12 protein-coding genes are annotated in these 14,085 nt (G+C 72.9%); 6 read left to right on the forward strand and 6 right to left on the reverse strand.

The annotated features are described in order from the left end of the window. Positions 1-19: 19 nt before the first annotated feature. From AB0L34_RS04985 to AB0L34_RS05005, 5 genes are all read right to left on the reverse strand, one after another. Complete coding sequence (locus tag AB0L34_RS04985; protein ID WP_363701960.1) at positions 20-2,569, reverse strand: ABC transporter permease; 2,550 nt, start codon at positions 2,567-2,569, stop codon at positions 20-22. Further along, complete coding sequence (locus AB0L34_RS04990; protein WP_350704290.1) at positions 2,569-3,336, reverse strand: ABC transporter ATP-binding protein; 768 nt, start codon at positions 3,334-3,336, stop codon at positions 2,569-2,571. The genes AB0L34_RS04985 and AB0L34_RS04990 overlap by 1 nt, the downstream gene beginning before the upstream one ends. 342 nt (positions 3,337-3,678) lie before the next feature. Further along, positions 3,679-4,365 carry a response regulator transcription factor gene (locus AB0L34_RS04995; protein WP_357456920.1) on the reverse strand — a complete coding sequence of 229 codons (687 nt, stop codon included), beginning with the start codon at positions 4,363-4,365 and terminating at the stop codon, positions 3,679-3,681. Positions 4,366-4,449: 84 nt separating this feature from the next. Further along, a complete protein-coding gene (locus AB0L34_RS05000) occupies positions 4,450-5,646 on the reverse strand; it encodes a sensor histidine kinase (protein WP_363701963.1) in 1,197 nt (398 codons plus the stop codon). Positions 5,647-5,935: 289 nt separating this feature from the next. After that, positions 5,936-6,847, reverse strand: a complete 912-nt coding sequence (locus AB0L34_RS05005; RefSeq protein WP_357456916.1) for a PD-(D/E)XK nuclease family protein — start codon at positions 6,845-6,847, stop codon at positions 5,936-5,938. A gap of 82 nt (positions 6,848-6,929) precedes the next feature. Between AB0L34_RS05005 and AB0L34_RS05010 the strand changes: the two genes are divergently transcribed. The 3 genes from AB0L34_RS05010 to AB0L34_RS05020 all read left to right on the forward strand — a co-directional run bounded on the left by AB0L34_RS05010 (position 6,930) and on the right by AB0L34_RS05020 (position 9,751). Then, positions 6,930-8,081, forward strand: a complete 1,152-nt coding sequence (locus tag AB0L34_RS05010; RefSeq protein ID WP_363701965.1) for a M50 family metallopeptidase — start codon at positions 6,930-6,932, stop codon at positions 8,079-8,081. Positions 8,082-8,122: 41 nt separating this feature from the next. Next, the gene (locus tag AB0L34_RS05015; RefSeq protein WP_363702059.1) at positions 8,123-9,097 is read left to right on the forward strand and encodes a tRNA (adenine-N1)-methyltransferase; all 975 of its coding nucleotides are present in this window, start codon (positions 8,123-8,125) and stop codon (positions 9,095-9,097) included. 81 nt (positions 9,098-9,178) lie between these two features. Next, positions 9,179-9,751, forward strand: coding sequence for a hypothetical protein (locus AB0L34_RS05020; RefSeq protein ID WP_350704280.1), 573 nt, complete (start codon positions 9,179-9,181; stop codon positions 9,749-9,751). Between the two features lie 51 nt (positions 9,752-9,802). Here AB0L34_RS05020 and AB0L34_RS05025 read toward each other — a convergent pair whose 3' ends face one another. Beyond that, positions 9,803-10,099: a ferredoxin gene (locus tag AB0L34_RS05025; RefSeq protein ID WP_350685639.1), complete on the reverse strand. Its 297-nt coding sequence runs from the start codon at positions 10,097-10,099 to the stop codon at positions 9,803-9,805. 177 nt (positions 10,100-10,276) lie between these two features. On the opposite strand from AB0L34_RS05025, the gene arc reads away from it, so the two are divergent. The 3 genes from arc to AB0L34_RS05040 all read left to right on the forward strand — a co-directional run bounded on the left by arc (position 10,277) and on the right by AB0L34_RS05040 (position 14,072). After that, the gene (gene arc / locus AB0L34_RS05030) at positions 10,277-12,058 is read left to right on the forward strand and encodes a proteasome ATPase (RefSeq protein ID WP_350685640.1); all 1,782 of its coding nucleotides are present in this window, start codon (positions 10,277-10,279) and stop codon (positions 12,056-12,058) included. Between the two features lie 177 nt (positions 12,059-12,235). After that, positions 12,236-13,753 carry a depupylase/deamidase Dop gene (gene dop, locus AB0L34_RS05035; RefSeq protein WP_350704279.1) on the forward strand — a complete coding sequence of 506 codons (1,518 nt, stop codon included), beginning with the start codon at positions 12,236-12,238 and terminating at the stop codon, positions 13,751-13,753. A gap of 103 nt (positions 13,754-13,856) precedes the next feature. Next, positions 13,857-14,072, forward strand: a complete 216-nt coding sequence (locus tag AB0L34_RS05040) for a ubiquitin-like protein Pup (protein WP_067366797.1) — start codon at positions 13,857-13,859, stop codon at positions 14,070-14,072. Positions 14,073-14,085: the final 13 nt, after the last annotated feature.

The raw sequence follows: 14,085 nt of genomic DNA on the forward strand, positions 1-14,085 counted from the left end.
CCTCGTCGTGCCTGGTGGGTCAGTCGTGGGCGATGGCGCCCAGGACGTTGATCCGGGCGGCCCGGACCGCCGGCAGCACCGCGGCGATGACCCCGATGATCGCGGCCAGGCCGAGGAAGACCCCCATCTGGGACCAGGGCAGGACCAGGTCCGTGATCCCCTCGTCCCGCAGCGCTTCGACCACGGCCGCGCCGAGGCCGGCGCCGACGGCGACGCCGAGCAGCGCGCCGAAGACCGAGATCACCACCGCCTCGACGGTGACCATCCGCATGGTCTGCGCCCGGCGCAGGCCGATGGCCCGCAGCAGCCCCAGCTCCCGGGTGCGTTCCAGCACCGACAGCGCCAGGGTGTTGATGATGCCGAGCACGGCGATCACGATGGCCAGCGCCAGCAGGATCTGGATCATCGTGAGCAGGCCGTCGAGCTGGCCGGCCTGCTGGTCGATGAACGCCTCCCGGTCGGCCACCGACACCTCGGGGGAGTCGGCCAGCAGCGCCTCGATCTGCGGCTGCACGTCGGCGACCCGGGTGCCCGGGGCCAGCTGGATGAAGCCCTGGATCGGCTGCGGGATGGCGAAGTCGCGCGCCGCCTGCGGCGGCAGCACCACCTGGTTGGTCAGCTCGGAGCTGGCGTAGATGCCGGTCACCGTGTAGGTCCGCGCCTCGCCCCGGGCCAGCTGCACCGGCACCTGCGAGCCGACGGAGAGCCCGCGCGACTTGGCGGTGTCCGAGCTGACCAGCATCTCGTCCGGCGCGAGCCGGTCGATGTTCCCGGCGGTGGCCTCGGCGCCGAAGATCTGCCGCAGCGCGGCGACGTCGCTGCTCGCCCCGACCCAGGTGCGTTTGCCGCCGACCACCGCCATGTCGCCGTACTCGCCGTCGGCCAGGCGCACCCCGGGGATCGCCGCGGCCTTCTCCAGCACCCCCGAGTCGAAGCTCGGCGGCCGGGGGCCGCTCTGTGCCCCGGAGATCACCAGCTCCGCCTTGAGCGTGTCCTGGGTGAGCGCGCTGATGCTGCTCTTTGCCGAGTCCAGGATCACGGTCACCCCGGTGACCAGGGCGATGCCCACCATCAGCGCCGCGGCGGTGATGGCGGTGCGGCGCGGGTTGCGGCCGGAGTTGAGCCGGCCCAGCTTGCCCGGCACCGACCAGGCGAAGATGGCGCCGAGCAGGCTCACCACCGGGCGGCTGATCAGCGGGGTCAGCAGGGCCACGCCGATGAAGGCGAACAGCACGCCGCCGAGGATGGTGGCCAGGGTGTTGCCTCCGGCGTTGCCGGTGAGGCCCAGGGCCAGCAGCCCGGCGCCGACGGCGGTGACGATTCCGCCGGCCACGGTGACCTTGGTCAGCGGGCGGTCCGGGTTGGCCACGTCCTGCATCGCCGCGATCGGCGGGATCCGGGACGCCCGCAGGGCCGGCAGCAGCGCGGCGACCACGGTGATCACCAGGCCGACGGCGAACGCGCCGATCACCGCGGACAGCGGCACGCCGACCCCGGCCAGGGTCAGCCCGCCGGCGAAGGTGCTGAACAGGTACGCCAGCAGCGCGCCGATACCGATGCCGGCGCCGAGGCCGAGCACCGAGGCGATCAGCCCCACCGCGACGGCCTCCAGGACCACCGACCCGATGATCTGCCGGCCGCTGGCCCCGATGGCGCGCATCAGCGCCAGCTCGCGGGTGCGCTGCGCCACGATGATCGAGAAGGTGTTGAGGATCAGGAAGGTGCCCACCAGCAGCGCCACCGCGGCGAAGCCGAGCAGGATCCGGTTGAAGAAGGACAGCGCCTCCTTCATGCTGGCCGCCGCCTCCTCAGAGAGCTGCTCGCCGGTCTTGACCTCGTAGTCGGCGCCCACCGCGGCGGCCACCGCGTCGCGCAGCGCCTCGTCCGACGTCCCGCCGGCGGCGGTGACCGTGATGCTGCTGAAGGTGTCCGGTGCGCCGAGCATCAGCCGCTGCGCGACGGGCGTGGTGAACATGATCTCGTTGGCGCCGCCGATGGAGTCCCGGCCGCCGCTGTAGCCGAAGACACCGACGATGGTGAACTCCTGCTTCGGCTGGAGGGTCAGCACGCCGACCCGGTCACCGACCTTCACCTTGCCGGCCGTGGCCAGCGCCTTGTTGACCACGATCTCGTCGTCGGCCTGCGGCGGCCGTCCCTCGCGCAGTTGCACCAGGTCGTTCTCGCCGGTCCAGTTCTCGCCCAGCTGCGGCGGACCGAACGACGTGACCACCTTGCCGTTGCTGCCGATCAGCCGTGCCCCGTCGACGCCGACGACGCCGGTCGCCTCGGCCACGCCGGGCACCGCCCGGACCTTGTCCAGGGTGGCCGCCGGCAACGGCTGGGCCGTCTGCATGCCCTCGGCCTCGGCGACGTCGATCTTCGGCTTGGCGGCGACGTTGACGTCCACCCCCTCGTACGCGTCGGCGAAGATCGCGTCGAACGAGCGGCCGAGCGTGTCGGTGAGCACGAACGCGCCGGAGACGAACATGACGCCCAGCACCACGGCCAGGCCGGAGAGGATCAGCCGGACCTTGCGGGCCAGCAGGCTCTTCAGAGTCGCCCGGAACATCAGCGGGCCACCTCGGTGGGGGTGTCCAGCTTCTTCATCGTGTCGAGCACGGTGTCGGCGGTCGGCTCGATCAGTTCGGAGACGATCTGCCCGTCGGCGAGGAAGACCACCCGGTCGGCGTACGCGGCGGCGGTCGGGTCGTGGGTGACCATGACGATCGTCTGCCCGTGCTCGCGCACGGAGTTGCGCAGGAAGTTGAGCACCTCCGCGCCGGAGCGGGAGTCGAGGTTGCCCGTCGGCTCGTCGGCGAAGATCACCTCGGGGCGGGAGACCAGTGCGCGGGCGCAGGCCACGCGCTGCTGCTGCCCACCGGAGAGCTGCGCCGGGCGGTGGCCCAGCCGGTCCTGCAGCCCCACCGTGGCGATGACCGTGTCGTACCAGGCCGGGTCCGGCTTGCGCCCGGCGATCGACAGCGGCAGCAGGATGTTCTCCTTCGCCGTCAGGGTCGGCAGCAGGTTGAACTGCTGGAAGATGAAGCCGACCTTGTCCCGGCGCAGCTTGGTCAGGCCCGCGTCGCCCAGGCCGGTGACGGTGGTGTCGCCGATCGACACGGTGCCACGGGTGACCGAGTCGAGGCCGGCGAGGCAGTGCATCAGCGTCGACTTGCCCGAGCCCGAGGGGCCCATGATCGCCGTGAACCTGCCACGCTCGAATTCCGCGCTGACCCCCCGCAGCGCGATGACCTGCGCCTCGCCGCTGCCGTACACCTTCCACACGTCGTTCGCCCGGGCCGCGGCCTGCGCCTGCTGGCCTACCGTCGCGGTCACGTCATCTACCTCTTCCGTCTGATTTGATCCGCGCCGCCCCCGCTGGTCCGGCGCGGCAGTTTCATCATCGGTGCTCGTCGGCGCCGATCCGTCCGACTCCGGGCGGAGCCGGTGCCTATTTCGCGGTGCGGGTGCCCCCGACCCTGGCTCAGGGTTGCCCCTGACCCGGCGCCCGGTCGAGCGCGTTTCCCGCCCGTCGGGGACCGATCCTGCACAGTGACGCCACGTCAGGGTCAACCGCGCCGCGCCACCTCCGGTCACGGTAGGTGACGACGGCAACGGCGCCTCCCGGAAGCGGGGAATCTTCGGGTACGCCTGCGGAAACAGCCAGGGCGCGCGTTGCTACGGCCGGGGGCGGACCAGACCCGACTCGTACGCCAGCACCACGGCCTGCACCCGGTCGCGCAGCCCCAGCTTGGTGAGCACGTGCCCCACGTGGGTCTTGATGGTGGTCTCGCTGACCGACAGGGCCCGGGCGATCTCGGCGTTGGACAGCCCCCGGGCCACCTGCACCAGCACCTCGCGTTCCCGCTCCGTCAGCGCGCCGAGGCCCTTGGGCGGGGCCGCCGCCGGGTCCGGCAGCATGTCGGCGAACCGGTCCAGCAGCCGCTTGAGGATGCGGGGCGCCACCACCGCGTCCCCGGCCGCCACCGTGCGGATCGCGGTGACCAGGTCCTCCGCCGGCACGTCCTTGGCCAGGAAGCCGCTCGCCCCGGCCCGCAGCGCCCCGACCACGTACTCGTCCAGGTCGAAGGTGGTCAGGATCAGCACCCGCACCGGCAGCCGGGCGTCGACGATCGCCCGGGTCGCCGCGACCCCGTCCATCCGCGGCATCCGGATGTCCATCAGCACCACGTCGGGCAGCAGCCGGCGCGACAGGTCCACCGCCTCGACGCCGTCCCCGGCCTCGGCCACGATGTCCAGGTCGTCCTCCGTGCCGAGCACCATCCGGAAGCCGGTACGCAGCAACGGCTGGTCGTCGGCGAGCAGGATGCGCACCGGCCGCGCCGGCACCGTCGCCTCGGTCACCTGATCCCCCGTCCCTGATCCCCGGTCACGCCGTCCCCCCGTCCCGCGGCCCGGCCGCGATTCTCCCGTACGCCCCCGAGCCGGTCACGCCGCCACCGCGCCACGGCCGTCCACCGGGATCCGCGCGGAAACCCGGAAGCCGCCGCCGGGGCGTGCCCCGGTGCGCAGGACCCCACCGTAGAGGGCGACCCGTTCCCGCATCCCGACCAGGCCGTGCCCGATCCGGTCGCCGCCCGGCCCCGGGCCGCGCCCGGTGTCGGCCACCTCGACGCCGACCGCGCCCTCGTCGAAGGTCAGCCGCACCTCCGCCGTGGCCGTGCCGGCGTGCTTGAGCGCGTTGGTCAGCGCCTCCTGGGCGATGCGGTAGAGGGTCAGCGCCACCCCCTCCTCCAGCGCCCCCGGGGTGCCCTCGACCCGCAGCGTCACCGGCAGGCCGGCCTCGCGCACCTGGTCGACCAGGGCCTCGATGCCGGCGAGTCCCGGCTGCGGGGCCAGGTCGGCGGCCGGCTCGGCGTCGGTACGCAGCACGTCCAGCAGCCGGCGCAGCTCCCGCAGGGTGGCCCGGCTGGTCGCCTCGATGGTGGCGATCGCCTCGTCGGCCGCGTCCCGGTCCTTCGGCAGCACCCGCCGGGCCCCGGTGGCCAGCACCCCCATCACGCTGACGTGGTGCGCGACGACGTCGTGCAGCTCCCGGGCGATGCGGCGGCGCTCGTCGGCGACCGCCTGCTCGGCGAGCGAACGCTGGTTCTCCTCGGCGGCCCGGGCCCGCTCCCGCAGCGCCTCCGTGGCGGCCCGGCGCCCGTGCACGGCCCGGCCCACCGAGTACGACACCGCCCCCGTCAGCAGGCTGTTCACCACCAGGTACGCAAAGCTGACGCCCTCCATCATCCCGTCCGGGGGTGCGACTGCGTTCACCACCGCGGCTGGCAGCCAGAGCGCCAGGGCCGCCGCGACCGCCGTCCGGAGCGGCCGGGTGGCGGCCACCGTGTAGGTGAGCACCAGGAAGGTCAGGCCCTGCGCGGCCGGCGCCAGGTCGAGCAGGACGGGCAGCGCCAGCGTCGCCACCGCCGCGGCGACGGCGGGCCACGGCGCGACCCGGCGCAGCGCCACCGGCGCGGCGCAGACCGGGCTCCAGGCCAGCGCCGCCATCAGGTGCGGCGGCCAGTACTCGCGGGGGGTGAGGAAGGTGAACACGATCTCCGCCCCGACGAGCCCGACGGCGAGGAGAGCGTCCGCGGCGAGCGGGTGCCGGCGCAGCCACGCCTTCGGGCCCGAAGTCATACCGCGACGCTAGCGGCCGCCACGCCGGATTGATCGTCGCCGACGGTGAGCCCGGCCTCATCCCTGAGGAGGAGACTGCCTCCACCGCGCCAGGGGCCCGCCCGCCGGCTCCCCGGTTCGGGCACCCGGGCGCCTCGCCGTCGCTCGCGCCCGCCGGCTCCCCGGGCCGTGCGCCCGGTGGCTCGCCGGCCCGCGCACCCGGTCGCTCACCGGTCCGTGCGGTCGCTGCGCCACCGGTCGACCGTGGGCATTCTGTTGACGACGTGGGGCCCGGTCGCGCGCGGCGGCGTCACTCGTCGGCGCCGGGGGCCGCCGGGCGGGACCGGGCGTCGCGCAGCGGATCCGTCGCCACCTGCGCCGGGAACGGCGGCGGGGTGCCGCCGAAGCTCGGGCAGAGGGCCTGATGGCTGCACCAGTCGCAGAGCCGGCTCGGCCGGGGACGGAAGTCCTGACGTTCGGTCGCCTGCTCGATCGCCCGCCACAGGGCCACCACCGTGCGCTCGAAGCGGAGCAGCTCCTCGGCGTCCGGGGCGTAGTCGCAGACCTCCGCGTCCTTGAGGTAGAGCAGCCGCAGCACCCGGGGGACCACGCCCCGGGTGCGCCACAGCACCAGCGCGTAGAACTTGAGCTGGAACAGCGCCCGCGCCTCGAACGCCTCCCGCGGCGCGCCGCCGGTCTTGTAGTCGACCACCCGCAGCGCGCCGTCCGGCGCCACGTCGAGCCGGTCGAGATAGCCCCGGATCAGCAGCTCCTCGTCGACCACCGCCGAGATCAGGCTCTCCCGTTCGGCCGGCTCCAGCCGGCGCGGGTCCTCCACCGCGAAGTAGCCCTCCAGCAGCGCGGCGGCCGAGCGGAGGAACTCGGCCGCGGCCGGGGTGTCGCCGTCGGCGAACAGCCCCGCCAGCTCCGGCTGCTCGGTGACCAGCCGGTCCCACTGCGGGGCCACCAGGTCGCCCGCCGCCGTCGGGGTGCGCCCGCCGGCGGGCAGGTCGAACAGCCGCTCCAGCACGGCGTGCACGAGCGTGCCCCGGGCCTGCTCGACGGTCGGCCGCTCCGGCAGCCGGTCGATGCTGCGGAACCGGTAGAGCAGCGGGCAGGTCTTGAAATCCGCCGCCCGCGACGGCGACAGCGAGGCCCGCACCGTCGCCGGCACCTCGGCCGGGGTCGCGGGCTGCTGCGTGGTCACCGGTTCCGCCGTCATGCCCGGAAGGTTAGGGCACCGGTGTGACACCTCCACCGTCGCCGCTCCGGTGCATGATCTCCCGCCGCGTAGCATCGGTCCGATGGAGCAGACGAGGCAACCGCGGCGCCGGCCCGACCCGCGGCCCGGCCTGACCGTGGGCCGGGTCTTCGGGGTGCCGCTGCACCTCAACGGCTCGATGGTGCTGCTCACCCTGCTGGTGACCGTGCTGTACGCGGAGTTCGCCCGCCGCCAGCTCGACCTGTCCCAGCTCGCCGGCTACCTGATCGGCTTCGGCTTCGTGGTCTCCCTGCTCGGCTCGGTGCTCTTGCACGAGCTCGGCCACGCCCTGACCGCCCGCCGGTACGGCATCGGTGTGCGCGGCATCACCCTGGAGCTGCTCGGCGGCTACACCGAGATGGACCGCGACGCCCCGTCTCCCCGCATCGACCTGCTGGTGTCGCTCGCCGGTCCCGCCGTCTCCGCCGTGCTCGGCGCGGTCGCCGTCGCCGCCACCCTCGCCCTGCCCGACCGCACCCTGGCCAACCAGCTCGCGTTCCAGCTGGCGGTGAGCAACGTCATCGTCGCGCTGTTCAACATCCTGCCGGGGCTGCCGCTCGACGGCGGCCGGGCGCTGCGGGCGGCGGTCTGGGCGGTGACCCACGACCGGCACCGGGGCACCGAGGTCGCCGGGTGGGTGGGGCGCGCCGTCGCCGTCGGCACCGCCGCGCTGGTCATCCTGTTCACCCTCACCGGCAACCTGGCACCGCTGGCGCTGCCGCTGATGCTGCTCGTCGCGTTCACCCTCTGGCGCGGCGCCGGGCAGTCGATCCGGATGGCGCGGATCAGCCGCCGCTTCCCGCTGATCGACCTGTCCCGGCTGTCCCGGCCGGTGCTCGCCGTGCCCACCGGCACGCCGCTGGCCGAGGCGCAGCGCCGGGCCGCCGGCGCCACGCCGGGCGCCGCGCTCCTGGTCACCGACTCCGCCGGCCGGGCGGTCGCCCTGGTCGACCCCACCGCGGCGGAGGCCGTTCCGGCGGAACGCCGCCCCTGGCTGGCCGTCGACGCGGTCGCCCGGTCCCTGGCCGACCTGCCCGCCATGCCCGTCGGGCTCGACGGGGAGCGGGTGATGGAGGCGGTACAGACCCACCCGGGCGCGCAGTACGTGGTGACCTCAGGCGAAGATGTCGTCGGCATCCTGCACATCGCGGATCTGGCTCAGCTCCTCGAACCTCAACGGAAGATGAACACGTGACCGCAACTCCCCCCGCCGCCCCGGCCGACCAGGGCGCCCCGGTGCCCGCCGACACCCGGGCGCTGCCCCCCGTGCACCGCGGGCCGTTCCGGCCCGGCGACCGGGTGCAGCTGACCGACCCCAAGGGGCGGATGCACACGGTCACCCTGGAGCCGGGCAAGGCGTTCCACACCCACCGGGGCATCCTTGAGCACGACGCGCTGATCGGCCTGCCCGACGGCAGCGTGGTCACCACCTCCGGCGGCGGCACCGCGTTCCTGGCCCTGCGCCCGCTGCTGTCGGACTACGTGCTCTCCATGCCGCGCGGCGCGCAGGTGATCTACCCGAAGGACTCCGCCCAGATCGTCGCCATGGGCGACATCTTCCCCGGCGCGAAGGTCCTGGAGGCCGGGGCCGGCTCCGGGGCGCTGTCCTGCTCGCTGCTGCGCGCCGTCGGCACCGAGGGCGAGCTGCACTCGTTCGAGGTGCGCGACGACTTCGCCCAGATCGCCAAGCGCAACGTCGAGGCGTTCTTCAACGGGCCGCACCCGGCGTGGCACCTGCACGTCGGCGACGTCGCCACCTGCACCGAGACGGGCTTCGACCGGATCATCCTCGACATGCTCACCCCGTGGGAGACCCTCGACATGGTCGAGCGGGCCCTGGTGCCCGGTGGCGTGTTCATCGGTTACGTCGCCACCACCCCGCAGCTGTCCGAGCTGGTCGAGGCGCTGCGCGAGCGCGGCGGCTGGACCGAGCCGCGCGCCTGGGAGTCGCTGGTGCGCGACTGGCACGCCGAAGGGCTGGCGGTGCGCCCGGACCACCGCATGATCGCGCACACCGCGTTCCTGGTGTCCGCGCGTAAGCTCGCTCCGGGTGTCACCGCGCCGCCGCGGCGCCGCAAGCCGAGCAAGGGCGCCGAGGCGTACGCCGAACGCCGGCAGGCGCTGCGCGAGGCGGAGGCGGCCCGGCAGGCCGCAGCCGCGCGGGCCGCCGCGGCGGAGCCGGCAGCGGCCGGGGACACGACGCAGCCGTGACCGTGGAACGGGGCGGCCGGGAGTGAGCGGACGGAACCTGCCGGCCGGTGCGGGCCGGTGGTACGGCTACGGGGAGGTGGCATGAACCGGCCGGGTTTCGGCGGCGGAGACCTGCCGGCGGTGTTCCCGGACTGGTCGCCCTACCAGGATCTCGAATCGGCGGCCCGCGCCTACCTGCGCGACCCCGACGTCGCCCTGGAGGCGCTGGGCGGGGTGCTGCGGGGGGCGTCGGTGCTCGGCTTCACCCTGGAACGCTTCGTCAACGAGGTCAACGGGGTGTGGCAGGAGGTCGTGGTCTGCGACGGCAGCCGGCTCGTCCTCTGGCACGGCGAGGACGTGCCGCCGGGGGAGGGGCCGCCCGGGTCGATGACGTCCTCGCTGCGCGTGGTGCCGGTCTCCACCGTCACCGAGGTCGGTTGCCGGCGGCGGCTCACCCGCGACGACAACGGCGGGATCCGGGTCGACAGCATCGACGTCTACCTGCTGCTGACCTCGCTCGACGAGGCGCCGCCCAGCGACGAGGCGGTGGGCGCGCCCCGGCACGACGCGCTGCGTTTCGGCAAGACCCTCGACGACGGGGGCGCCGGACAGATCGCCCGGCTGGAGGAGTTCGCCCGCCTGGTCGCCTCGGTGGTCGGCCGTCCGATGCTCTGAGGCGTACGCCGGCAGCCCTCCCGCCCCCTGCGGCGCGGGAGGGCGGGGCGCTCAGTCCTCCTCGGCCTCCGGGCCGGCGACCTCGACGCCGTCGCTGCCGCGTACGACGTGGATGCACTCGCCCGGGCACTCCTTCGCCGAGTCGATCACCTCGAGGCGCAGGTGCTCGGGCACGTCGACCCGGCTGCCCGGCGCGAGCCGCAGCTCACCGTCGGGGCCCTTGACGTAGGCGAGCCCGTCGACGTCGAACTCGAAGACCTCGGGCGCGTACTGCACGCAGAGCCCGTCGCCCGTGCAGAGATCCTGGTCCACCCAGACCTGCAGCTGGTCGGTCATGACCTCCGCCACGGCGCACCCCCCATGTTCTCCCGTCCCACGCCCCGACGGTACCCGAACGCCCGGACCGGCCCTCGGGGCCACCCTTGGCGATCAAGGTTCGGTGACGAGCGCGTTGCGTGGGACCGAATCGGCCTCATAGCGGCTAGTGTTAGGGCAGAACGTTCAAGCCCCCCGGGGAGGTGGGACGTGGCACGCAGCGACGACGCGGACTCGCGCGCCGCACGGTGGGAGAAGGAGGCCCACGATCTCTCCACGCAGGTCGCGTTCCTTCAAGAGGAACTCGCTCTGGTGCGGCGCAAGTTGACCGAAAGCCCCCGACACGTCCGGCAGCTCGAAGAGCGGCTGGCGGCCACCCAGGCACAGTTGGCGCGGCTGACCGAGAACAACGACCGGCTCGTGAGCACCCTCAAGGAGGCCCGCGCGCAGATCGTGACGCTCAAGGAGGAGATCGACCGCCTCGCGCAGCCACCGAGTGGCTACGGCGTCTTCCTCGCACGGCACGACGACGGCACGGTGGACGTGTTCACCGGCGGACGCAAGCTCCGGGTCGCCGTCTCGCCCTCGCTGGACGTCGCCGAGCTGCGGCGCGGCCAGGAGGTCCTGCTCAACGACGCGCTCAACATCGTCGACGCGTTCGGCTACGAGCGGGTCGGCGAGGTGGTCATGCTCAAGGAGATCCTCGCGGGTCCCGACGGCAGCCCGGGCGACCGGGCGCTGGTGGTCTCGCACTCCGACGAGGAGCGGATCGTGCACCTCGCCGAGACCCTGATCGGCTCGCCGATCCGGGCCGGCGACTCGCTCATGATCGAGCCCCGCTCGGCGTACGCCTACGAGCGGATCCCGAAGAGCGAGGTCGAGGAGCTGGTCCTGGAGGAGGTGCCCGACGTCGACTACACCGACATCGGCGGTCTCCACGCCCAGATCGAGCAGATCCGCGACGCGGTGGAGCTGCCCTTCCTGCACGCCGATCTGTTCCGGGAGCACCAGCTCCGCCCGCCGAAGGGCATCCTGCTCTACGGCCCGCCCGGCTGCGGCAAGACGCTGATCGCCAAGGCGGTGGCCAACTCGCTGGCGAAGAAGATCGCCGAGCGGGAGGGCAAGGAGCGGCACACGAGCTTCTTCCTCAACATCAAGGGCCCGGAGCTGCTCAACAAGTACGTCGGTGAGACCGAGCGGCACATCCGGCTGATCTTCCAGCGGGCCCGCGAGAAGGCCGGCGAGGGCACCCCGGTCATCGTGTTCTTCGACGAGATGGACTCGGTGTTCCGGACCCGGGGCTCCGGTGTCTCCTCCGACGTGGAGAACACGATCGTCCCGCAGCTGCTCAGCGAGATCGACGGCGTGGAGGGCCTGGAGAACGTCATCGTCATCGGCGCCTCCAACCGGGAAGACATGATCGACCCGGCGATCCTGCGCCCCGGCCGGCTCGACGTGAAGATCAAGATCGAGCGGCCGGACGCCGAGGCGGCCAAGGACATCTTCTCCAAGTACATCCTCTCCGGGCTGCCCCTGCACCCGGACGACCTGGCCGAGCACGGCGGCGACCCCCAGGCCACCGTCGCGGCCATGATCGACGCGGTCGTGCTGCGGATGTACTCGGAGACCGAGGAGAACCGCTTCCTCGAGGTCACCTACGCCAACGGCGACAAGGAAGTCCTCTACTTCAAGGACTTCAACTCCGGCGCGATGATCCAGAACATCGTCGACCGGGGCAAGAAGATGGCCATCAAGGAGTTCCTCACCTCCGGCCGCAAGGGCCTGCGCCTGCAGCACCTCCTCGACGCCTGCGTCGACGAGTTCCGGGAGAACGAGGACCTGCCCAACACCACCAATCCCGACGACTGGGCCCGCATCTCCGGCAAGAAGGGCGAGCGGATCGTCTACATCCGCACGCTCGTCTCCGGCGGCAAGGGCGCGGAGGCCGGCCGGTCGATAGAGACCGCCAGCAACACCGGTCAGTACCTCTGACCCACACCCGCACGGGGCCCGCGGCGCGTCGCGCCGCGGGCCCCGTCCCGTCCGGGCCCACCCGTCCCCGTCCGGCCCGCGCCTGCCGCCCCGGTCCGGCGCGCCCCCATCCGCCGCGCGGCCGACTACGCTCGACGTGACGGGGGACCGGGTCGGGCGAGCGAAGCAGGTAGGTCGATGAGCGTAAGACGGATCATGGGCACCGAGGTCGAGTACGGCATCTCCGTGCCCGGCCAGGCCGGCGCCAACCCCATGGTCACCTCCTCCCAGGTGGTCAACGCCTACGGGGCGCGCCCGGAACTCAACCGGGGCGGCCGTGCCCGCTGGGACTACGAGGAGGAGTCGCCGCTGCGGGACGCGCGCGGCTTCACCTACTCCGGCGCCGCGTACGACCCGGCCGAGGCGCTCGCCGACGAGGACCTCGGGCTGGCCAACGTGATACTCACCAACGGCGCGCGGCTCTACGTCGACCACGCCCACCCGGAATACTCCACACCCGAGGTGACCAACCCGCGGGACCTGGTGCGCTGGGACAAGGCGGGGGAGCGGGTGATGGCCGAGGCGGCCCGCCGCGCCGCCACCATCCCCGGCACCCAGCCCATCCACCTCTACAAGAACAACACCGACAACAAGGGCGCCAGCTACGGCTCCCACGAGAACTACCTGATGCGCCGCCAGACGGCCTTCGCCGACATCGTGGCGTACCTGACGCCGTTCTTCGTGACCCGGCAGATCGTCTGCGGCGCCGGCCGCGTCGGCATCGGGCAGGACGGCGGGCAGACCGGTTTCCAGATCTCCCAGCGCGCCGACTTCTTCGAGGTCGAGGTCGGCCTGGAGACCACCCTCAAGCGGCCGATCATCAACACCCGCGACGAGCCGCACGCCGACGCCGACAAGTACCGGCGGCTGCACGTCATCATCGGCGACGCGAACCTGTCGGAGATCTCCACCTACCTCAAGGTCGGCACCACCGCGCTGATCCTCACCATGATCGAGGAGAAGGCGCTCGGCTCCGACCTGGGCATCGCCGACCCGGTCAGCGAGCTGCGCGCGGTCAGCCACGACCCGTCGCTCACCCACCTGATGCGGCTGCGCGACGGGCGGCGACTCACCGCCCTGGACGTGCAGTGGGCGTACTACGAGCGGGTGCGGTCCTTCGTGGACGACCGCTACGGCGCCGACGCCGACGAGCAGACCCTGGACGTGCTCGCCCGCTGGGAGAGCGTGCTGGACCGGCTGGGCCGCGACGTCATGCTCTGCGCCGACGAACTGGACTGGGTGGCGAAGCTACGGCTGCTGGAGGGCTACCGGGAGCGCGAGAAGCTCGGCTGGGGCTCGCACAAGCTCCAGTTGGTCGACCTGCAGTACTCGGACGTCCGCCCGGAGAAGGGCCTCTACCACCGGTTGGTCTCCCGGGGCGCGATGAAGACCCTGCTCGACGACGAGCAGACCCGCACCGCGATGACCGAGCCGCCGGAGGACACCCGCGCCTACTTCCGCGGCCGCTGCCTGGCCCAGTACGCCTCCGAGGTGGTCGCGGCCAGCTGGGACTCGGTCATCTTCGACGTGGGCCGGGAGTCGCTGGTGCGGGTGCCGATGATGGAGCCCGAGCGCGGCACCCGCAAGCACGTCGGCGCGCTCTTCGACCGCTGCCCCAGCGCGAAGGACCTGCTCGAGACCCTCACCGGCGGCTGATCGGCGTGGACGATTCCCGCCGCGTGCCGAAGCCGGCGCGCGGCGGGCTTTTCGTCGCCTCCGCGAGGTAAGTTGATCGCAGGCGATCGTGGAGGAGGCAGCAATGGCCACTCGTGACAGCGGCGGGCAGTCGCAGTCGGGCAAGTCCCGGCAGGGCGAGGAGATCGAGGACGTCACCACCGAGGCGAACCCGGAGGTCGCCGAGCGGCACGCCGAGATCACCGAGGACGTCGACGACCTGCTCGACGAGATCGACTCCGTCCTGGAGGAGAACGCCGAAGAGTTCGTGCGCGGTTACGTGCAAAAGGGAGGTCAGTGAACATCTCGGGGTG

Source organism: Micromonospora sp. NPDC052213, assembly GCF_040679695.1.
Taxonomy (GTDB): domain Bacteria; phylum Actinomycetota; class Actinomycetes; order Mycobacteriales; family Micromonosporaceae; genus Micromonospora.